At 68.0% G+C, this 21,142-nt stretch carries 17 protein-coding genes; 4 read left to right on the plus strand and 13 right to left on the minus strand.

All coding sequences use genetic code 11. From position 1 onward, the window contains the following. Nucleotides 1-7: 7 nt before the first annotated feature. The 6 genes from HV766_RS06935 to HV766_RS06960 all read right to left on the minus strand — a co-directional run bounded on the left by HV766_RS06935 (nucleotide 8) and on the right by HV766_RS06960 (nucleotide 8,025). The gene (locus HV766_RS06935) at nucleotides 8-2,581 is read right to left on the minus strand and encodes a PEP/pyruvate-binding domain-containing protein (RefSeq protein ID WP_175180833.1); all 2,574 of its coding nucleotides are present in this window, start codon (nucleotides 2,579-2,581) and stop codon (nucleotides 8-10) included. Continuing rightward, a complete protein-coding gene (locus tag HV766_RS06940) occupies nucleotides 2,578-3,228 on the minus strand; it encodes a TetR/AcrR family transcriptional regulator (RefSeq protein ID WP_175180834.1) in 651 nt (216 codons plus the stop codon). Before HV766_RS06940 ends, HV766_RS06935 begins: the two co-directional genes overlap by 4 nt. Nucleotides 3,229-3,309: 81 nt before the next feature. Next, complete coding sequence (locus tag HV766_RS06945) at nucleotides 3,310-4,467, minus strand: NAD(P)H-dependent flavin oxidoreductase (protein WP_054456816.1); 1,158 nt, start codon at nucleotides 4,465-4,467, stop codon at nucleotides 3,310-3,312. 276 nt (nucleotides 4,468-4,743) lie between these two features. Beyond that, nucleotides 4,744-6,132: a tripartite tricarboxylate transporter permease gene (locus HV766_RS06950; protein WP_175180835.1), complete on the minus strand. Its 1,389-nt coding sequence runs from the start codon at nucleotides 6,130-6,132 to the stop codon at nucleotides 4,744-4,746. Beyond that, nucleotides 6,129-6,614, minus strand: coding sequence for a hypothetical protein (locus HV766_RS06955; RefSeq protein ID WP_054456818.1), 486 nt, complete (start codon nucleotides 6,612-6,614; stop codon nucleotides 6,129-6,131). Before HV766_RS06955 ends, HV766_RS06950 begins: the two co-directional genes overlap by 4 nt. Nucleotides 6,615-6,735: 121 nt before the next feature. Further along, entirely contained in the window at nucleotides 6,736-8,025 is a 1,290-nt protein-coding gene (locus HV766_RS06960) for a hydroxymethylglutaryl-CoA reductase, degradative (RefSeq protein WP_175160763.1), read from the minus strand. A gap of 131 nt (nucleotides 8,026-8,156) precedes the next feature. Here HV766_RS06960 and HV766_RS06965 point away from each other — a divergent pair, with 131 nt between their 5' ends. After that, complete coding sequence (locus tag HV766_RS06965; RefSeq protein WP_175180836.1) at nucleotides 8,157-9,575, plus strand: aminotransferase-like domain-containing protein; 1,419 nt, start codon at nucleotides 8,157-8,159, stop codon at nucleotides 9,573-9,575. Here HV766_RS06965 and HV766_RS06970 read toward each other — a convergent pair. From HV766_RS06970 to HV766_RS06990, 5 genes are all read right to left on the minus strand, one after another. Next, complete coding sequence (locus HV766_RS06970) at nucleotides 9,566-10,378, minus strand: anaerobic ribonucleoside-triphosphate reductase activating protein (protein ID WP_175180837.1); 813 nt, start codon at nucleotides 10,376-10,378, stop codon at nucleotides 9,566-9,568. The two genes, HV766_RS06965 and HV766_RS06970, sit on opposite strands and share 10 nt — an antisense overlap. Next, on the minus strand, nucleotides 10,344-10,526 hold the full coding sequence (nrdD, locus tag HV766_RS06975) for an anaerobic ribonucleoside-triphosphate reductase (protein WP_054456820.1): 183 nt from the start codon (nucleotides 10,524-10,526) through the stop codon (nucleotides 10,344-10,346). Before nrdD ends, HV766_RS06970 begins: the two co-directional genes overlap by 35 nt. Before the next feature lie 71 nt (nucleotides 10,527-10,597). Next, complete coding sequence (locus HV766_RS06980; RefSeq protein WP_054456883.1) at nucleotides 10,598-12,592, minus strand: ribonucleoside triphosphate reductase; 1,995 nt, start codon at nucleotides 12,590-12,592, stop codon at nucleotides 10,598-10,600. 111 nt (nucleotides 12,593-12,703) lie between these two features. Beyond that, a complete protein-coding gene (locus tag HV766_RS06985) occupies nucleotides 12,704-13,054 on the minus strand; it encodes a DUF3325 domain-containing protein (protein ID WP_042793406.1) in 351 nt (116 codons plus the stop codon). Continuing rightward, on the minus strand, nucleotides 13,051-14,658 hold the full coding sequence (locus HV766_RS06990; RefSeq protein WP_175180838.1) for a PepSY-associated TM helix domain-containing protein: 1,608 nt from the start codon (nucleotides 14,656-14,658) through the stop codon (nucleotides 13,051-13,053). Before HV766_RS06990 ends, HV766_RS06985 begins: the two co-directional genes overlap by 4 nt. Nucleotides 14,659-14,946: 288 nt before the next feature. On the opposite strand from HV766_RS06990, the gene HV766_RS06995 reads away from it, so the two are divergent. From HV766_RS06995 to HV766_RS07005, 3 genes are all read left to right on the plus strand, one after another. After that, on the plus strand, nucleotides 14,947-15,561 hold the full coding sequence (locus tag HV766_RS06995) for a hypothetical protein (protein ID WP_054456822.1): 615 nt from the start codon (nucleotides 14,947-14,949) through the stop codon (nucleotides 15,559-15,561). A gap of 9 nt (nucleotides 15,562-15,570) precedes the next feature. Further along, nucleotides 15,571-17,964, plus strand: coding sequence for a catalase (locus tag HV766_RS07000; RefSeq protein WP_175180839.1), 2,394 nt, complete (start codon nucleotides 15,571-15,573; stop codon nucleotides 17,962-17,964). Nucleotides 17,965-18,116: 152 nt separating this feature from the next. Continuing rightward, nucleotides 18,117-18,671 (plus strand): lipid-binding SYLF domain-containing protein, encoded by a 555-nt coding sequence (locus HV766_RS07005; RefSeq protein WP_225588717.1) that lies wholly within the window; start codon nucleotides 18,117-18,119, stop codon nucleotides 18,669-18,671. Between the two features lie 23 nt (nucleotides 18,672-18,694). On the opposite strand, the gene HV766_RS07010 is transcribed toward HV766_RS07005, so the two are convergent. Beyond that, entirely contained in the window at nucleotides 18,695-19,675 is a 981-nt protein-coding gene (locus HV766_RS07010; RefSeq protein ID WP_119451129.1) for a Bug family tripartite tricarboxylate transporter substrate binding protein, read from the minus strand. A gap of 14 nt (nucleotides 19,676-19,689) precedes the next feature. Then, complete coding sequence (locus tag HV766_RS07015; protein ID WP_175180840.1) at nucleotides 19,690-21,111, minus strand: M20 family metallopeptidase; 1,422 nt, start codon at nucleotides 21,109-21,111, stop codon at nucleotides 19,690-19,692. Between the last annotated feature and the right edge of the window lie 31 nt (nucleotides 21,112-21,142).

Genomic DNA, 21,142 nt, shown 5'->3' on the forward strand with positions numbered 1-21,142 from the left:
CGGGCTTCTACGAGTCGGATGCGCCCAGGCTGGAAGCGGCTGCCAGCCGCCGCACCGTGCCGCGCGACGCGTCCACTTCCAGGACGTCGCCTGTGGCGACCTGCCGCATGATGCCTTGCACATTGACGATAGCCGGTATGCCGAACTCGCGCGCCACGATGGCGCCGTGCGACAGGTAGCCACCCGCCTCCATGACCAGGGCCCCGGCCCGCAGGAACAGCGGCGTCCAGGCCGGGTCGGTGGACGCGGCGACCAGGATGCCGCCGGCCGGCATGGCCAGTCCTTCGGAGGGCGAGCGGGCGACGAAAGCGCCGGCCCGCGCATGGCCGCCCGCGGCAGGCGTGCCGCGCCAGGATCCGGCGGCGCCGGCATCGGCAGGCGCGGGGGGCGGCATGTCCGTGGCGGCGCCTGCGGCATCTTCGGCGATGACGTCCTGATCGGGGGCCGCGGCCCAGGACTCCAATTGAGCGCGGCGGAGGGCGGCGCGGCGGCCCGCGGCGGCGGGCGTCAGCCTGGCGTCGGCCAGGGCGAAGAGTTCGGCCGCATTCAGGTGGAAGATGTCGTCCGCGGCGGCCAGGCCGTCGGCGTGGACGTAGCGGCGCCCCAGCGCCAAGGCGTTCTGGCGCGCGGCGGCAAGATAGGCCACCAGTACGCTGCGCGCGGCCTCGCGCTGCCTGCCCTCGATGCGGGCAGCGGCCAGCAGACGGGCGATCAGCGGGCGCTGCCAGAAAGGTAGCGCCGCGCGCAGGCGCAACCGGGCCTGGCTTGCGGCGCTGTCCTGCCGGGCGCGCAACGCGGCAGGGTCGGCGTCGGTCAACTGCAGCACGCTGTCCAGCAGATAGCCGGGGTCCTCGCGCCAGCGCGGGTTGCGCAGATAGGTTTCATAAACGGCGCGATGGCCGTATTGGCGCAGGAAGTCCGCGAAGGCTTGCTTGAAGGGAGCTCCATCCGGCAAGGCGCGCTGCCAGCCGGCGCTGTCGCGCTGGGGATCGCGCAGCCACTCCATCACGCTTGCGTCGCCGGCGGCCAGCTTGGCCAACGCCATGAGGGCATAGCTTTGCGCCGCGGTCACGCTGGGTTCGCCGCCAGCCATCAACGCGGCCGTGAGCGCATGGCCTTCGCCCGGGCAGGCTTTCTCCACCAGTTCCAGCAGCTTGTGCAGCGCGCCGCCGCCCGAGCCCTGCAGGAAGAACAATTGATCCGCCGCCAGCACCGTGTGGAACTGTTCCCGCAGGCGCGCGCCCAGCGCGGCGTTGGACGCGGGCGCGGGCTCGTCCAGCCAGGCCTGGGCGCGGGCGAACAGGCGCGGCAGATCCTGTTCCGCCTGCTTGCGCAAGGGGGCTGCGCGGCGCAGGTAGCGCAGGATGCGCGCGCCATGCCGCAGGCGTTGCGCCAGCGTCAGGGGCGTCACTGCGATTTCGGGCTGGGGACCGCCCAGCAGCGCGTTCATGGCTTTCGGCGGCACGCCCAGCGCGTCGTAACCCAGCCATTGGATGACCGAGGCGTCCAGATAGACCCGGCCCTGGAACAGCGCCGCCAGCCGCACGCCCGGCAGGGTGGAATAGCCGCTCAGTTCAAAGCCCGTGGTCAGCATGCGCTGCGCCATGACGCGCCCCGTATCCCATTCCAGCGCCGACATGGCCAGCGGCAGCACTTCGCGGGTGTTGCCGCGCGACCAATAGGCTGGCTGCGCGCGCAGCGCCGGATAGGTGTGGCGCGCCGCCGCGGTGATGGGACGGGCCTGCACGATACAGAAGCGCCGCCCATCCCAGACCCATTCGATGTCGTAGCCGCCGCCGGCATAGTCCAGCGCGCGCGCCGCGTCGCGCACGATATCGCCCAGGGTTTCGGCCTGCGCGTCGCTCAGCACGGCCTGGGCAGCGCGCGCGGCCGGCGTCGGAGCAAGCAAGGTGCCGGCGCCTTCCGCGGCCTGGCTGGCGTGGCGCTTGGCGCCGATGCGCCGGCCGGCCAGCGGCCAAGCCTGGCGCAGATAGTCTTCGCGCAGGCGGTACTCGTCGCCTTGCGCCGCGCCGTCGACCAGCGACTCGCCCAAGCCCCAGTTGGCGTGGATGACCATCTCGTCATGCCGCCCCGACACGGGATCGAGGGTGAAGGCGATGCCCGAGGCGACCGCGTCGATCAGCGGCATGACGACCACGGCCATTCCGGCCGGGTTCAAGCCGAGCTTCTGCCGGTAGGCGCAGGCCTGCGGCGTCCATTGCGAATCCCAGACCTGCCGGACCGCGTCGATCGCCGCATCCGCGCCGCGCACGTTCAGGCAGGAAAGATGGATCCCCGCGAACGAGGCGCCCGCGGAATCTTCCTGTGGCGCGGACGAGCGCAAGGCCAGCGGCCGTTCGAGCCAGCCGCGCGCGGCCAGTTCATCGCGCAGCGCCTGGGATACAGCGGGCGGCAATGCCTGGCCCGGTTCGCGAGCCAGGCTCAACGCTGCCGGCAGCACGAAGCCGTCGGGCACCGGCACGCCCAGCTGCGACATGCGGCCCAGCTGCCAGCCCTTGCCGCCGGCCACCTGCGGGCCGGCCAGGGCGGCGGCGGCCCAGTCCAGCGCGGCGGCGCTCATGCCGCCGCCTCGGGCGTCACGCCGCGCACGAAGAGGCTGATGGCGGCATCGAACTCTGCCTTCAGGCTGCTGCGGGGCTGGTCCAGCCAGCGCAGCATCGCGCCCAGGTACAGGAATTGCAGCTGATGGGCCAGTCGTCCGGCGTCCAGATCGGTCCGCGCCTGGCCTGCCGCCTGCGCCTCTTCGATCAGCGCGGTGTACAGCGCCTGCATGCCGCTGCGCGGGTAGCGGCCATCGTCGCGCGCGCCGGGTTGCAGCGTGGATAGCCGGTAGCGCAGGTACGGCCCCAGATAGGTCCGATGCGATTCGGACCAATGTGCCGAAGCATGCAGTATCCGCGTCAGGCGCTGTGCGAGGGTGGGCAGGGCGCGCAGCGCGGGCTGCAGTTCCCGCTGGCTTGCCGCCAGTTCGCCATGGAAGCGGTGCGCAAGCAGGGCTTCCTTGACGGGAAAATGGTTGTACAGCGTGCCCTTGGAAACATCCGCCTGCGCGGCGATCTGTTCCATGGTGACCACGTCATAGCCCAGGGTCTCGAACAGGCGCCAGGCGGTTTGCGCCAGGTGGTCCAGGGTCTGCAAGCGCTTGCGTTCGCGGCGCCCGGCTTCGGGTGCGGCGGATTCGGATGGAGATAGGGCGGAGGTATCCATGGGTGGAAATAATTGAACGACGAATAATATTGTACGTCGTTCAATTAGTTTAGGAAGCCCCCGCGTTTGGGCCGACCTGTCTCAGGCGGAGGCGGGCATCTCGCCGTGCAGCAGATAGTCCATCAATTCACGCACCGAGCGCATGGCGCTGCCGAACGGCAGCTTGGACGCGCCGCGGAAGAACAGGCCGCGGCTGACCTCGCCGCGCATGGCGGCCGCCAGCTTCAGGTCGATGCAGAATTGTCCGAAGCGCGCCAGGCCGTCGCGCAATCCGCATTGCGTCAGGCAGTCCATGCGCTGGCTGCAGCGGCGCGCATCGCAGCGGGTGTTGGCTTGCAGGGTCTTTTCCTGCCGCAGATAGCGCGTCAGCCAGGGCGTTTCCACGGCGCGGGCGGGCAGGCCGGCCACGCTGGTGAATTCGGCCAGCTTGTCCGGATCGGCGTCAATCAGCACCCGCTTGAAGTTCTCATGCGCGTCGCCTTCGCTGGTGACGGCAAAGGCCGTGCCGACCTGCACGCCGTCGGCGCCGTTGGCCAGCCAATGGCGCACCTGCTCGTGGCTGCCCACGCCGCCCGCCACGATCAGGCGGGGCGCATCCGAGCCCAGCGCCAGTTCCTGGAACAGCTTGTGGCAATCGGCCAGCACATGCTGGAAGTCGAAGCGCTCGCTATGCACGTCATCCAGCCGGGCCGCGCCCAGATGGCCGCCGGCGTAGCCAGGGTGTTCGATCACCACGGCATCGGCCATGCGGCCCTTTTTCATCCATTTCTTCAGCACCACCGCCACGCCGCGCGCCTCGGACAGAATGGGCACCAGCGCTACCTTCGGGTAGTCGGCCGTCATCTCGGGCAGGTCCAGCGGCAGGCCCGCGCCCATCACGATGGCGTGGGCGCCGCTTTCGCAGGCCTGGCGCACCAGGGCGGGATGGTCGCGCACCGCCTTCATGACGTTCACGGCCACCAGGCCGCGGCCTTGCGCGGTGTCCAGCGCGGCGCGTACCTCGCGGTCCAGCGCGACCTGGTTGGCGCTGTCGATGACGTCGCGATCATGGCAGCGTTCGGTTTTTTCCAGCAGGTCGGGATGGTGGTGGCGCAAATCCACACTGGCGATGGTGCCCATGGCGTTCTGGCTGGCGACCGCGCCGGCCAGGCGATGGGCAGATACGCCGACGCCCATGCCGCCCTGGACAATGGGCAGCAATTCGCGTCCGGCGAGGGTGAGTGATTTGAACCACGTCATGATGAGTCTTTCCTCTTTTCAAGTGGAAAGAGGCTAGAGCAAGGGAGTTCGCGTCGCCTTGCGCAGGATCAAGCGGCGAACAATGGAGGGCCCGGCTTAGGCGCAGGCCCACCGCCGGGCCGCCCCAAGGTGGGCCAGCCCCCTCGGGGGGCAGCTAGCCCCGCAGGGGCGCGGCGTGGGGGTCCTCCCAGGCGCAGGCCCACCGCCGGGCCGCCCCAAGGTGGGCCAGCCCCCTCGGGGGGCAGCTAGCCCCGCAGGGGCGCGGCGTGGGGGCCATTAGCCTAGCAGCTTGACGATTGCCGGCACCGACAGCACGGAGGTGTAATAGCCCATGAACTGCACGCCCGTATTGAAGCCGAACAGGCGCGACAGCAGGCCGCCGATCAAGCCCATGGTCAGGATCACCAGCAGGCCGAGGAACTGGCCTTCCCAGATGCTGATGACGATGATCAGGCCGACGAAGGTGGCGATGATGGCTTCATGGCTGACCTTGCGCGACACGAAGAGCGCGGCGCGGCGTGCGAAATTCATCGCGAACGGATAGGACACGACCGCGGCCAGCAGCACCGCCAGCATGCCGTAACCCAGGAATTCCCAGTGGTTGAGCAGATTGTGCAGGTTGTGGGTCTGGCCCGATGCGGCATCCACCGTGAAGCGCGGCGGCGCGTTGAAGAGCGGCGCGGCCGGGCCGGCGGCAACCGGGCTTAGCGGCAGGCCGAAGGCGATCAGCGGGATCAGCGCCTCGGCGATGTAGGTGGCCTCGGTCACGCCGTTGCGCGCGCTCAGCACCGTCGTCAGGCGGTGGTAGGCATGCTTGATGCGCGAGCCGACCAGTTCCCCCAGCACCACGGTCATGGCCACGGGACTGAACACGAAAGTGGCGCTGGAGATCGCGGCCGTGGCCAGGGTCCAGCGTGTCTGCGTGCGGTCCATGACCTTCAGCGGGTTGGGAAAATAGCCCGACCAGCCCTTGACGTCGGGCGCCAGCGAGAACGTGCGCACCTTGTCGCGCATCATGCGCGAGCGGCCCTGGGGCGAGATCACCGTGAACAGATCCGCGATCAACGGGCCGATGGCGATGCCCAGGAAGTAACTGATGCTCAGCTTGACGCCGTACTTGGCCGTGAGGCTTTGCAGCGCGATGATGACCACCACGAAGGGCACCAGCAGCGCCACGGCGGCCCAGCGTCCGGCCGAGAAATAGGCGATCAGCACCGCGGCGGCCAGGAAGATCCAGGGCGCGGACTTGGTGATGGCGGCGCCGAACGGAGCCAGCAGCACCGCGAACAGCACGGCCAGGGGCACGGCCACGAAGGCCGCGACGATGGCGCCGGACACCATCTTGCGCAGAGCGATGTGCGGCACGCCCAGCTTGCGCAGCATGTTCGCGTCCTGCAGCAGCGGCGTGGCCAGCGTGTCGCCCGGGATGCCGAGCAGGGCCGTGGGCACTGCGTGCGTCATGTGTTTGGCGACCGCGCCGGCCAGGAAGAAAGTGAATACGCCAGCGGGCGGCACGCCCAGCAGCACCACCAGCAGGGTCAGCGGCGCCAGCGTGGTGGTTTCGTCGGTGCCGGACACCAGGCCGATGGCCGCGAACACCACCGCGCCCAGCAGCCCCATCGCGGCGGCCACCATGATTTGTTCAAGCAGGATGGGGTCGCTCATGCCAGCGCCTCCTTGCTTGGGCCGGCCTGCGCTGCCGCGGCGGGTTGCGGTTGCGCGGGTTGGGCGGCGGCTTCGGCGAACAGTTCGTACAGACCCAGTTCCTTCAGTTCGCGCTTGGTGGGTTCAGGCAGGTCCGCCAGGGAGCCCAGGCCGCCCGGTTGCTCGGCCAGTTCAGCCAGGACTTCGGCGCGCCAGGCAGGATCATGGGCGGCGCTGTGTTCGATGACTTCGCGCTTGGGCGGAAACAGCCGGGCGCAGATCACGCCCGCCAGCACGCAGCCGGCCAGGCCGGCCAGCATGGCGTAGGCGTGCGCAAGTTCGGGCGATGCCACGATGCCGCGCAGCCAGCGGCTGGCGGCGTAGAAGCCCGCCACGCTGATGACGATGCCGAGGCCGATGGCCCAGGCCAACTGGCGCAGGTCCACCGTGTCGCTCCACACTTCCGCCAGGCGCCAGGAGGGCGCCGGGGTGCTTGGTTTCATGTCTCTCTCCTCTGTGGTCGGGCGGCATCCGGGGAGTCCGTGCGCCGCCTCTGTCGTTGTCCAGGGCCCGCGAGGGGCGCCTGTCGCTGCATGCAAAGCCGCCTGACCTTGCGGGACAAACTCATCGCGGGTTGCGCAGTTCCTCCAGCAAGGCCAGCGCGCGGTCGGTGCGGACGTCTTTTTCCGCCGCCATCCGCTTGGCGACCGCGTCGATCTCCGCGCCCGTCGCGCCGGCCACCAGCGCGATATTGCGGGCGTGCAAGGCCATATGGCCGCGCTGTATGCCTTCGGTGGCCAGCGCGCGCAGCGCGCCCAGGTTCTGCGCCAGGCCCACAGCCACGGCGATTTCGCCCAATTCCTGGGCGGAGCGCAGGTCCATGATCTTCAGCGCTACCTGCGCCAGCGGATGCGTCTTGGTCGCGCCGCCCACCAGGCCCACCGGCATCGGCATTTCTATCGTGCCGACCAGCGCGCCCGAATTGTCTTTCTCCCATTGCGTCAGCGAGGTGTAGCGTCCCGAGCGGCTGGCATAGGCGTGGGCGCCGGCTTCGACCGCGCGCCAATCGTTGCCGGTGGCAACGATGACGGGGTCGATGCCGTTCATGATGCCCTTGTTGTGCGTGGCGGCGCGGTAGGGATCGACGGCGGCGAAGGTGTAGGCGTCCAGCACGCCCTCGATGATCTCGGCGCCGCTGCGCTCTTTGGTGTCCAGGACTTGCGGCGTGAGACGCACGCGGGCGCGGGCCAGGCGCAGGTCCGCCAGGTTGGACAGGATGCGCAGCCGCACCGAGCCGCCGGTGATTTGTTCGACCAGCGGCGCCACGGCCTCGGCCATGGTATTGACCGTATTGGCGCCCATGGCGTCGCGCACATCCACGATCAGATGCATCACGATCATGGGACCGCGCGGCGTGTCGGGGAATACATGGACCTCGATGTCCTGGCAGCCGCCGCCCAGCTCGATCAGCACCTTGTCGCGGCTGTTGGCCAGCGTGACGATGCGTTCGCGCTCGCGCAGCAACGCCAGGCGCGCCCCTTGCGGGTCGCCCAGTCCCAGCACCTGCACCTGCGCGCGCATCAGCGGGCGGGTACTGGAGGTTTCGAAGCCGCCGCATTCGCGCGCCAGCTTGGCCATGTAGGATGCGGCCGCCACCACCGAGGGCTCTTCGACCGCCATGGGCACCAGCACGTCGCGGCCATTGACCTGGAAATTGCCGGCTACGCCCAGCGGCAGCTCGAACGAACCGATGACGTTCTCGATCATGCCGTCGGCGCGGTCCAGACCAAGCGCGCCCGGTTGGGCAAGCAGCGCGCGCTCCGCGGGCGTGAGCGCGGCGGCGTCGGCGATGGCTGTCAGGCGTTGCGCGGGGGTCAGGGCGCGGAAGTTGGGCAGGCGTGAATCGGCCACGATGAGGTGTCTCCGTATAAGAATCAAGTGGCCTGATTCTAGGTAAACTGTACCGCTATTGAGAGGTACAGTTTTGGCAAACAGTACCATTGCACTGCACCAATTCTGATAGTCCAGCCAACAGGAATACGCGCGTGGAAGCAGCACACACCGGCGGCAGGCCCCAGCGCGCCGCGCCCATCGCCGAAAGCCTGGCCAAGTTGATCGGCCAGCAGATTGCCGATGGCCTCTACCGGCCGGGCGACAAGCTGCCGTCCCTGCGCGAACTGGCGCAGTTGCATCGCTATGCGAAGAACACGGTGGTGGTGGCGTTTGAAATGCTGGTGGCGCAAGGCTTGGTGGAACCGCGGCGGGGCTCGGGCTTTTTCGTGCTGGAGACGAAGTTCGCGCGCCAGGCTGCGGAAGAAGAGCCAGGGCAGTTGAGCCGCGCCATGGACATCGTGTGGCTGATGCGCGAACAGCTCAAGACCCAGCCCGACGCCGTGGCCGTGGGGGACGGCTTTCCGCCCGTGGAATGGCTGGCGGACATGCGCATGGACCGCTATCACCAGAAGGTGGTGCGCACCGGGTTGGGCGCCTTGTTCCGATACGGCAGCCGCTTCGGCTATGCGCCGCTACGCGAGAGCCTGGTGCGCAAACTGGGCGACGTGGGCATCAACGCGGCGCCGCCGCAATTGGTGCTGACACATGGGGCGAACGAAGCCATGGATCTGGTGATCCGCTATTTCGTGCCGCCGGGCGCCGCCGTGCTGGTGGACAACCCCGGCTACTACCCTCTGTTCGGCAAACTGAAGCTGGCCGGCGCGCGCATGCTGGGCGTGCCGCGCCTGGCGGACGGCCCCGACGTGGCTGCACTGGAAGCGCTGCTGCAACGCGAAAAGCCGCGCCTGTTCTTCACCCAGTCGCTGGCGCACAACCCCACTGGCTCGGACATCTCGCTCGCCAAGGCCTACAGGGTCCTGCAACTATCCGAACGCTACAACCTGACGGTGGTAGAGAACGATCCGCTGGCCGATTTCAAGCCCACCTCGGCCGTGCGCCTGTCGGCGCTGGATCAGCTGGAACGCACGATCTACATAGGCAGTTTTTCAAAGTCCTTTTCGGCTGCGCTGCGGGTGGGCTTTATCGCATGCAACGCGGCCCTGGCCAGCGATCTGGCCGACCTGAAGGCGCTGGTGCATGTCAGCAGCTCAGAGTATTGCGAACGCATGGTGGACGTGATGCTGCGCGAAGGGCACTACGAACGGCATCTGGTCAGGCTGCGCCAGCGGCTGGAGGCGGCGACCGGCCATGCCTTGCAGGTGCTGGACGCGCTCGGCGCCGGGGTATACACCCGGCCGACCAGTTCGCTGTACCTGTGGTCGACCTTTCCGGGTGTAGAGGACTCCCTCAAGCTGGCGGCCGACTTGATACCCGAGAAGGTCACCATGGCGCCGGGACGCGTGTTCAGCGTGGATCCCACGGCGGTGTCGCCGTGGTCCCGCTGCAACGTGGGCGCGGTGGGATCGCCTCGTTTTCTGGCCACCATGCGGCAGCACCTGGCTCAGCGATAGGCGAACTCCTCGAACCATTGCATCAGCAGCGCCAGGGCAGGCGAGCTTAGCGCGCGTACCGGCGGCGCATCGGGCGAGCGGCGCGCGCCTTGCACGGCAAAGCGGCGCACGCCGCGACGCGCCAGCTCGCGGGCCAGGGTCAGCAGCCGGGTCTCGTCCAGCCAGTCCGGGTGCCAGGTGATGCGGCACTCGAAGTCGATGTCGGCCGCCAGCAGTTGCGTCAGGCAGGCCAGCGCGGGGCGCTGGGAATCGCGGCGGCCGGTGATGTCGTCATAGCCCTGGGCGTCGGCCTTGATGTCCAGGCCGATCCAGTCCAGATGGCGCAGCACGTCGGCCAGGCGTAGCGGATAGATGCCGGCGGTATGCATGCCGACGCGGTAGCCCATGCGCCTGACGTCGCGGATCATCTGCGGCAGGCGCGGTTCGCTCAAGGGCTCGCCGCCGGAGAAAACAATGGCGTCGAGCAGGCCCTTGCGCGTCTCCAGGAAGGCGCGGACCTCGCGCCAGTCGTAGCGGGCGGCGCGGGTCTGGAGCTCGACGTTATGGCAATAGTGGCAGCGCCAGGGGCAGCCCGAAATGAATACGACCGCCGCCAGTTGCCCGGGCCAGTCCACGGTGGAAAACGGCACCAGCCCGCCGACGGCATGCGAATGCCGGGGCAAGGGCTGGGCCACCGGTTGCGGCGCGGCCGGGTAGGCCGGGCGCGCCGTCAGCCGCCGCGTGCCCGGGCCGCAGCCCGTGGCTGACGCGGCGGCTCGCGTGGCGCCCTCAGGCGCGGCGTTCGACGAAGAAGCGGCGTTCATTGAATTCGCCCTGTTTGCCGGTGTTGAAGGAAGTGACGGGGCGGTGGTAGCCCATGACGCGGGTCCAGATCTCGCAGCGCACGCGCTGGCTGTCGTCCAATTGCGCGGCGGGAGCGGTGGTGACTTCGGGAGCGATCAAGGTTTGCATGGCGGTTCCTTATGGAGTGGATGCCGGGCGGTTGCCCGGCGGTCCGGTCCGGGGCCTGTCGTTTACAGGTCCTAGGCCGGGGTGCAGCATGCCGCTTGCTTGGCCAGCAGTTCGGCATCGCATTTCGGGCAGAACTCGTGGTGCCCCGCCAGATAGCCATGGTTGGGGCAGATGGAGAAGGTCGGCGTGACCGTGATGTAGGGCAGCCGGAAGTTCGACAGCGCGCGGCGCACCAGCTGCTTGCACGCGGCGGAAGAAGAAACCGCTTCGTTCATGTACAGATGCAGCACGGTGCCGCCGGTGTACTTGCCCTGCAGCGTTTCCTGCAGTTCCAGCGCATGGAAAGGATCGTCGGTGTGGCCGACCGGCAGCTGGCTGGAATTGGTGTAGTAGGGCTGCGTCTCGCTGCCCGCCTGCAGGATGGCGGGATAGCGCTTCCTGTCTTCGCGGGCGAAGCGGTAGGTGGTGCCTTCGGCGGGCGTGGCTTCCAGGTTGTACAGGTGGCCGGTTTCTTCCTGGAACTCGGTCATGCGGTCGCGCACGCGGTCCAGCAAGCGCACGGCCAGGGCATGGCCCGCGGCGGTGGTGATGTCCTCGGCGTCGGCCGTGAAGTTGCGGACCATCTCGTTGATGCCGTTCACGCCCAGCGTGCTGAAGTGATTGCGCAAGGTGCCCAGGTAGCGGCGGGTATAGGGGTAGAGGCCTTGATCGATGTAGCGCTGCACCACCTTGCGCTTGGTTTCCAGCACGTCGCGGCCCAGTTCCAGCAGGTGGTCCAGCCGCTGCATCAGCCGTGCTTCGTCGCCGCGGCAGGTGTAGCCCAGGCGCGCGCAATTGACCGTCACCACGCCGACCGACCCCGTCTGCTCGGCCGATCCGAACAGGCCGTTGCCGCGCTTGAGCAGTTCGCGCAGGTCCAGCTGGAGGCGGCAGCACATCGAGCGCACCATGTGCGGCTCCAGGTCCGAGTTCAGGAAGTTCTGGAAATAGGGCAGGCCGTAGCGCGCTGTCATCTCGAACAGGCGCTCGGTGTTGGGGTGGTCCCAGTCGAAGTCGGGCGTGATGTTGTAGGTCGGGATGGGGAAAGTGAACACGCGGCCCTTGGCGTCGCCGGCCATCATGACTTCGATGTAGGCGCGGTTGATCATGTCCATCTCGGTCTGCAGGTCGCCGTAGGAGAAGGGCATTTCCTCGCCGCCGATATACGGGATCTGGTCCTTCAGGTCCGGCGGGCAGGTCCAGTCGAACGTTAGGTTGGTGAAGGGCGTCTGCGTGCCCCAGCGGCTGGGCACGTTCAGGTTGTAGATGAGTTCCTGCATGGACTGCTTCACGTCCGCGTACGTCATGGCGTCGCGGCGGATGAAGGGCGCCATGTAGGTGTCGAAGGAGCTGAAGGCCTGCGCGCCGGCCCATTCGTTTTGCAACGTACCCAGGAAGTTGACGATCTGGCCGATGGCCGCGGACATGTGGCGTGGCGGCGTGGCTTCGACCTTGCCGGGGATGCCGTTGAAGCCTTCGGTCAACAGCTGGCGCAGTGACCAGCCGGCGCAATAGCCGCTCAGCATGTCCAGGTCATGGATGTGGATGTCGCCTTCGCGGTGGGCGCGGCCGGCCTCGGGCGCGAACACGTTGGACAGCCAGTAGTTGGCGGTGACCTTGCCCGCCACGTTCAGGATCAGGCCGCCCAGGCTGTAGCCCTGGTTGGCGTTGGCGTTGACGCGCCAGTCGCGCTGGTCCAGGTATTCCTCCATCGCGCTTTCCACGTCCACCAGCGTGTGGCGCAGCGCGCGCAGCCGGGCGTGCTGTTCGCGGTGCACGATGTAGGCGCGCGCTGTGCGCCAATGGCCGGCCTGCACCAGGGCTTCTTCCACGCGGTTCTGGATGGTCTCGACGCCCGGGCAGGGGTTGCCTTCCAGTGCGGCGATGACGGTGTCGGTCAAGGCCTGTGCGCCTGCCAGGTCCAGTTCTCCCGTGCTGTTGCCGGCCGCCGCCATGGCTTGGGCGATCTTGTCGCGGTCGAACTCCGCGACCCGGCCGTCGCGCTTGAGGATGTGCTGGATATGCATGACTGACACCATATGTAGTAGGGTGTGAAAACTCTACCACCACATATGGTGCGGGCGCCGCCCGGCACCGCCTGGATATCAGGCTTGCTTGATGCGCGTCAAACCTGCGCTTCAGAAGCCGATGCCGACCCCGGCCAGGGATATCGCCACGGCCAGCGCCGCGGTGCGGGCTGCCGGACGCGGCGCCCACGACAGCATGCCGACCCAGAGCAGCGCGCCGGCCGACAGCCAGCCCAGCCAGGCCACCACGCCTACGGTGTTGCCCCAGAGTCCCACGCAGGGCAGTAGCGCCAGCGCCAGCAGCAGCACGCCGGCGCCGCGCAGCACGCGGGTATGGCCGGCGGAGGGATCGCGTCCCCAGACCTGGTCGTAATGGCGCGGCATGGCCAGGCTCAGGCAGGCCATGCCTGAATAGGTCAGCAGCAGCGCCATGGAAATCGCGTACAGGTCGTTGGTGTTCATGCGGCCGCCTCTGCGTCACTGCGGGGATTGCGCCGGATGGGCGCGGATGCGGGCCGTCGCCACAACAGCAGGGCCGCCCAGCCCGATAGTACGCCGAATGCGGCGGACGTCAGTTCGACGCCCGCGCTCTCCCAATCGCCGCGTGCGATCTGCGCTGCCGGATGGTCGCCCAATGTGACGAACGATAGCGCCGGCAGCAGCAGGCACAGCGCGGACAGCAGGACCAGTTGCGAGATCCAGGCGCGGCGCGGGCTGCACAGCCAGGCATGCGCCAGGGTCAGCGCCCACACCAGGAAGAAGCAGCGCAACTCCCATAGCGCGCGGTTTTCCAGCGCCACGGGCAGCAGGCGGTTGGCCCAGAGGTAGCTGATGCAGGCGATCGCCAGCCCGGCCAGCGCGGCCACGTTCAGGCCTTCTATCAGCCGGTACATGCGCGCCGTCGCGCTGCCGAATTCTCCGCCATGCTTGGCGCGGCGCTTGACCATGAACAGCAGCGCGCCGGTACCCATCATGGCCGCGCCCGCCAGGCCGCAGACGAAGTACAGCCAGCTGACGGCCAGCCCGCCGAACCTGGACATGTGCAGGTCGCTCATCACCTGGAACGCCAGCGCCGGCGCGCCGCCGTGCACGCCGCCCGCCGGGCGCAGGCGCAGCAGTTCGCCGCTGGCGGAGAACTCCGCCATGCCCGTGGTGGCGCTGATGTTGTGGAAGGTGTCGGCGTCTTCGTTCCAGCCGTAGACGCCGATCCGCATGGAGCTGTCTTCGGGATTGTTGATGACGATGGCGCGCGCCGTCTGTCCGATCAACTGTTCGCCTCGGGCCACGATGGGTTCGAGCGCCGGCATGGCCAGCGTCACACCCGTGCGCGAGGGACGCTCCTCGCCGGACAGTTCGGCCAGATAAAGGCGGCTGGCCTGGGGACCCGGGCCGTAGGTGGCCGTGACGGGGGCGGGCATCAGTATCGCGCTCGAAATCACGATGCCCGTGTAGGCGATCATGAATTGGAAAGGCAGGGTCAGCACCGCCACGGCGTTGTGCGCATCCAGCCAGGACCGTTGGCCCTTCTTGGCGCGGAAGGTGAAGAAGTCCTTGAAGATGCGCTTGTGCGTGACCACGCCGGAAATCAGCGCGACCAGCATCGCCATGCTGGCGAAGGCAACGATCCACAGCCCCAGGCCGGCGTCGTGCAGCGTGTAGTGGAAGTTCACGAAATGCGTGCCGCCCATCGTCGCGCGGCCTTCGGCGTCGTGGTGGTCCGCCAGTTCGGCGCCCGTGTCGGGGTCGAGTTCGGCATCCGCGTACTGGCCGTTCTGGTCGAACCAATAGGCCGTCAGGCCGTTGTCGTGAAAGCGGTCCACCGGCCAGATTTCCCACATGCCGGCGCCCGCATGGTTGCGCGCCATATAGTCCACCGCCAGTTCCAGCCGGCGCGCGCGGTCCACCGGAACGCTTTCCTTTTGCGCAGCCTGCGCTTCCGCCTCCCGGTGCTCGGGCGTCATCCAGTGCGTGATGGGTTCGGAGAAGACGGCCAGCGATCCCGTCAGGAAGATGGCGAACAGCAGCCAGGAAAACCACAGGCCGACCCAGGTATGGAGCCAGGCCATGGATAGGCGGAAACCGGATTTCAGGACGAGCCTCTTTCTTGTTGGCGCCGCCGCGAGCCGGGCGGTCTGATTTTATTGAGAATGGTTCCAATTCTAGTCTAAATGGGGACGAGGTTGTCCCTGCCGTCGGCCTTGTATTTTTTGCCGCGCAAGCGGCATCCGCTCCGAGCTGCCGCAGGCAACTGCCATCGCGCGGGCCGGGCACGGCGATTGCTGGGTAGGCGCTCCATCCGCATATCCGCCGCGGGCATGCGCGGATGCCCGCAAGACATGAAAGAGGAGCGCCACATGAAACGCAAAGCTGCAAACGCCTCGCAGATCGAGGAATTGCTGTACCAGGCCTTGGAAACCGAAATAGGCGGCCTGGCCGTGTACGAAACCGCCGTGTCCTGCGCGGTGAACGAGGACCTGAAAAAGGAATGGCTCGGCTACCTGGAAGAAACCCGCACGCATCGCCGGGTGCTATTGACCGTATTCGAGCAGCTGCGGCTGGATCCGCAGGCGCAGCCGCCGGGCCGCCAGGTCGTGCGCCATATCGGCGAGGCATTGGTCAAGGCCATGAAGATGGCGATCAGCGCGGGCGATCCGGACGCGGCCCAACTGGTCGCCACCGAATGCGTGGTGCTGGCCGAGACCAAGGACCACGCGAACTGGTCCCTGATCGGCGTGATTGCCGAGCAGCACAGCGGCGACGAGGCCAAGGTATTGAAGCAGGCGTATGACGCCGTGGCCACCGACGAGGACCACCACCTTTATCACACGCAGGGCTGGTCGCGCGAACTGTGGATCCAGTCGCTGGGATTGCCGGCGGTGCTGCCGCCTCCCGAAGAGGTCAAGCAGGTGGAGACCGCCATCGGCGCATCGCGGGCCGAGCAGGCGCGCGGCAAGATGTTGAGCCACTAGGAGATTGCGATGCCAGCCAAGAAAGCAGCAGGCAAGGGCGGCGCAGGCGCGGCCGTGGACACGGCCTACCTGAATACGGACAGCGGCCCCGCGTCCGGACCCGCGGGCAAGCCCAGCCATCCGGCGCTCAAGCGCGCCGCGGCCGTGGGTGATACGGCCGCCGCGATTCCCCACAATGCCGGCAAGGCGGCGGAGTACGGTGAAGCAGGGGCGCGGTGCCCCTATGCCGGCGCGCACGTCGCGGCAGCGGATCCTTCCGCGACGGCCAGTTCGCTGTCCGAAGCCGAGACCTCGGCCAAGACCGGGGGCGCGGCCGCGGCCGGCATCAACGCGGCCGACGGCCGGCTGGAACGCGTGCGTGCGGATTCAAGCGGACAGATGCTGACCACCAACCAGGGCGTGCGCGTCAGCGACAACCAGCACTCGCTGAAGGCGGGTTTGCGCGGGCCGGCGCTGCTCAAGGACTTCATCCTGCGCGAGAAGATCACGCATTTCGACCACGAGCGGATTCCCGAGCGCATCGTGCATGCGCGCGGTTCGGCGGCTCACGGCTACTTCGAATGCTACAAGCCGCTGACCGACCTGACCGCGGCCTCTTTGTTCGCCGAAGCCGGCAAGCGCACGCCGGTGTTCGTGCGTTTTTCGACGGTGGCAGGTGAGCGCGGCTCCAAGGACACGGCGCGGGACGTGCGCGGTTTCGCCGTGAAGTTCTATACCGACGAGGGCAACTGGGATCTGGTCGGCAACAACATGCCGGTCTTCTTCATCCAGGACGCGATGAAGTTTCCGGACCTGGTGCACGCCGTCAAGCCCGAGCCGCATCATGGCATGCCCCAGGCCGCGTCCGCGCACGACACCTTCTGGGACTTCGTGTCGCTGATGCCGGAATCCACCCACATGCTGATGTGGCTGATGTCGGACCGTGCCATCCCGCGCAGCTACCGGATGATGCAGGGCTTTGGCGTGCACACCTTCCGCTTCGTCAACGCCGCGGGCGAGTCGCGGCTGGTGAAATTCCATTGGAATCCGCTACTTGGCACGCATTCGCAGGTCTGGAATGAAGCCGTGAAGGTATCCGGCGCGGATCCTGACTTCCACCGCCGCGATCTTTGGGAGGCGATCGACGCCGGCAATGGCCCGCAGTGGGAGCTGGGCGTGCAGGTATTCACCGAGGAGCAGGCCGAAGGCTTCAGCTTCGACGTGCTGGACGCCACCAAGATCGTGCCGGAGGAACTGGTGCCCGTCGTGCCGGTGGGGCGGATGGTGCTGGACCGTAATCCCGACAACTTCTTCGCCGAGACCGAGCAGGTCGCTTTTTGCGCTGCCCACATCGTGCCGGGCCTGGACTTCACCAATGACCCGCTATTGGCCGGGCGCATCCATTCCTACGTGGACACGCAGATTTCGCGGCTGGGCGGTCCCAACTTCCATGAAATCCCGATCAATGCGCCGCTTGCGCCCGTGCACAACAACCAGCGCGACGGCATGCATCGCCAGGCCATCCATCGCGGCCGCGTGGCCTACGAGCCCAACTCGCTTGCCGGCGGCTGTCCGTTCCAGGCCGGCATGGATGGCTTCGTGTCGTTTCCGGAGCCGGAGACGGGCGACGAACTGCGAGGGCATCCTGAAAAATTTGCCGAGCATTACAACCAGGCGACGCTGTTCTACGACAGTCAGGCAGACTGGGAAAAACGCCACATCGCCGACGCCTATGCCTTTGAATTGAGCAAGGTCACGGTGCCGGCGGTGCGCCAGCGCATGGTCGCGTCGCTGCGCAACGTGTCCGAAGAACTGGCGCAGGGCGTGGCCGACCAGTTGGGCATGGCCTTGCCCGCGCCCTTGCCGCGGGCGATCGAGCGTCCGCCCAAGCCGGAAGTCGAGGTGTCGCCGGCATTGTCATTGGCCGCGCGCCCTGGGGATGGCGGCATCGCCACGCGCAAGGTCGCAATCCTGGTGGCGGAGGGCGCGGATGGCAAGAGCGTGTCCGCCGTAGCCCAGGGGCTGATCGCGGCGGGCGCCATCGTGCGGCTCGTCGGGCAGCGCATCGGGCCCGTCCCGGCTGCCGGGGGCGGCACGCTGGATGCCGATGCTTCCCTGGACAACCATCCTTCGGCGCTGTTCGATGGCGTGGTTGCGGCGGGCGGCGAGGCTGCGGTGGCCCGCCTGGAATCGGACGGACGCGCGCTGGAGTTCCTGCGCGACGCCTATCGCCACGGGAAGACTTTGATGGGCATGGGCGAGGGCGTGCAGCTGTTTGCCGCGGCGGGCCTGTCCGCCGATACGGCGGATGGCGGACTGCTAAGGATGGACGCGGCGGCCGCCGCCAAGAGCGTGACCGCCTTCATCGAAGCCCTGGGCCGGCATCGCCACCCGGAAAGGGAGACCACGCCGCCCAGGGTTTGATGCCGCCGCTGTGGCCAGGTGCATGTGTATCTTGACAAGGCATCGGCGCCTGCCAATACTGATCCGGCAAGTCGGGGCGAGCGCGTCGGGCGCTTGCCGTCCTTTTCCTTTTGAGATCAGGGGGCTGTATGCGTCGCGCGTCCGTTTTGCCTATGAGTATCCGCGGCTGGCTTTGGGCCAGCCTTTTTTTGTGGGTCGCCTGTATCTTCCTGGCCCCGCAGGCCAGGGCGGAGTCCGCGGCCGAGCTCAGCCGTGAAGCGCAGAGTGCGCTGGATCGCCTGTACCAGCAGGAACCCAAGACGCGTGTACTGGGCAACAAGGCGGTGGGCGTGCTGGTGTTTCCCCGCATTCTGAAGGGCGGCCTGCTGGTCGGCGCGGAAACCGGCGACGGCGCGCTCATCCGTCGCGGCAAGGTCCAGGCCTACTACAACATATCGGCCGTATCGTTCGGTCTTCAGGCCGGCGCGCAGGAGTTCAGCTATGCGCTGTTCTTCATGAACGAGCCGGCGATGCGGTACCTGGACCAGAGCGACGGCTGGTCGCTTGGCGCCGGCCCCAGCCTGGTCGTGGTGGATGACAGCTATGCCGCCAGCATTACCACCACCACCCTGAGCCAGGATGTCTATGCCGTGCCATTCGGCGGACAGGGGCTGATGGCGGGCATGGGCCTGGAAGGGTCCAAGATCACCCGCACCCAACCGGACTGAGGCCAGGCGTCAAGCTGCCGCGGTTAGTCCAGCGTGATGCCGGCGCGGGCCGCTACTTCGGAAAAGGTGTGCAGTTCCTTCGTGATCTGCGCCTTGAATGCCGGCCCGGGCAGATAGACCGGATCCAGCGCCAGGTCCGCCACCGATTTGCGGACCTGCGGATCCTCCATGATTTCCGCCACGGCGCGGCTCAGGGTATCCACCACAGGGGCCGGCGTGCGCGCCGGCGCCACCAGCGCGTACCAGCCCACGAAAGAAACGTCCGCCATGCCGGCTTCCGCGAAGGTCGGCACGTCGGGCAGTTGCGGCATGCGGCGTTCGCCCGTCACGGCCAGCGCGCGGATCTTGCCGGCGCGGACCTGCGGCGCGGCGGAAGACACGGTGTCCACGCCCAGGTCGACCTCGCCGCCTATCATGGCCGTGACCAGCTGCGCGCTGCCCTTGTAGGGCACCGGCAACATCTTGGCGCCCGCGGCCTCGGCGTACATCTCGCCCGCCAGGTGTGGCGCGGATCCGGGACCGAAGGTGCCGTACATCAGGCCGCCCTTGGCGCTTTGCTGCCGGGCCAGCGCCGCCGCTTCCTGCGCAGTGCTGGCCGCAAGGCCGTTCTTGGCCAGCAGCACCACGGGCGCCATGGCGACGATGGCGATGTGTTCATAGCTCTTTTGCGGGTCGTAGGGCAGCCCGGGCTTGAGCGCCGGCAGCACGGTATAGGTGGTGCTGCCCGACAGCATCAGGGTGTAGCCGTCAGGCTGCGCGCGCGCCGCCGCTTCCGCGCCGATCACGGTGGATGCGCCGGGGCGGTTCTCCACGATGACCGGCTGGCCGAACTTGCCGGACAGCTTGTTGGCCAGCAGACGCGCCACGGCGTCGGTCGCTCCGCCCGGCGTGAAGGGTACGACGATCTTGATTGCCTGTTCAGGATAGGCGGCTTGGACGCCGCCCGCATGCGCGGCGGCGGCAAGGCTTGCGGCGGCCAGGGCGGCGCGGAGTTTGACGTTCATGTCGGAGATTCCGGTCAGTTGGCGTTGGAAGACGGGCGCGCAGCCGCCTGGCGCAGGGCGCTGCCCTGATCGCCCAGGTCCCAGTACAGGCCAGCCATGATGGCCAGCCCCTCGCGGGCGACGCTGCCCAGCAGGTGTTCGTTGGGCGCGTGCTGGGCGCAAGCGGGATAGGAATGCGGCACCCACAATGTGGGCAGTCCCAATTGGTCGGCGAAGATGTCGTTGGGCAGCGAGCCGCCCAGGTTGGGCAGCAGCGCCGGCCGCTTGCCGGTGCTGCGTTCCAGCGAGGCCGCGGCCCAGCGCACCCAGGGATTGTCGGGGGATAGGCGGGTGGCGCCGGCCTGCATGCCGATGCGCACCTGCACGTCCTCGAAGCCCGCCGCGCGCAGGTGTTCCCGCACGTGCGTTTCCAGCGCGCGCCAGTCCGTGCCGACCACGAAACGCAGCTGGCACCAGGCCACGGCCTCGGGCGGTATAGCGTTGACCGGCTTGGCCGGATCGCCGGCGCCAAAGGTCAGGACGTCCAGGCTGTTCCAGCCGAACACTTTTTCGGGCGCGCTCAGCCCGGGTTCGCCCCACCACGCGTTGATGTCGGGGTCGTCTTCGCCGCCGCCGACTTCCAGGTCGGCCAGCGCCCCGGCCACCGCCTCCGGGATGGGGGGCGGGCGCAGGCCGGGCACCGTGATTCGGCCGCGCGCATCGACCAGCGTGGCGATGGCGTGCGCCAGCACGATGGCGGGGTTGGCCAGCAGGCCGCCCCAGTTGCCCGAGTGGTAGCCGCGTTCGCGCGCGCGCAGTTTCAGTTCGAAGTTCACCGCGCCGCGCGAGCCCATGAACAGGGTGGGACGCTGCGCGCTCAGCCGCGGGCCGTCGCTGGCGATGAAGACATCCGCCGCCAGCGCCTCGCGCTGTGCCTCGCAGAAGGCGGCCAGTCCGGGGGAGCCCGCTTCTTCGCCGGTCTCGATCAGCCAGGTCGTGTTGAAACCGAGCCTGCCGCCGCGCGCGGCGATGACCTGGCGCAAGGCTTCCAGATTGATGCTGTGCTGGCCCTTGTTGTCGGCGGTGCCGCGTCCGTACCAGCGGTCGCCTTCGACCTGCAGGCGCCAGGGATCGCGGCCGGCTTCCCACTTGGCGGCGTTGCCGCGCACCACGTCGCCGTGGCCGTACATCAGCACCGTGGGCAGACCGGCCTGCTCGTTGCGGCGCGCCACCAGGATGGGCAGGTCGGCGCCCGAGGGGTTGGGGTGCACCTCACAGGCGAAGTCCAGTTGCTGGAGCAGCGGAACCAGTTCTTCGTTCAGGTAGGCATGCTGGGCCGGCGCCTGGTCGGGCACTTCGCTTTCCGTCGCGTAGGCGACGCGGCGGGCCAGCGCGGCATGCAGGTCGCCGTTGTCGTAGGCTTGAACGGCTTGGAGCAGGGCTTGTTCGCGTGTCACTTCGGTGCCTGGGATGGGATGCAGAGGGAGG

The sequence above is a fragment of the Achromobacter aegrifaciens genome (assembly GCF_902859735.1).
GTDB lineage: Bacteria > Pseudomonadota > Gammaproteobacteria > Burkholderiales > Burkholderiaceae_B > Achromobacter > Achromobacter aegrifaciens.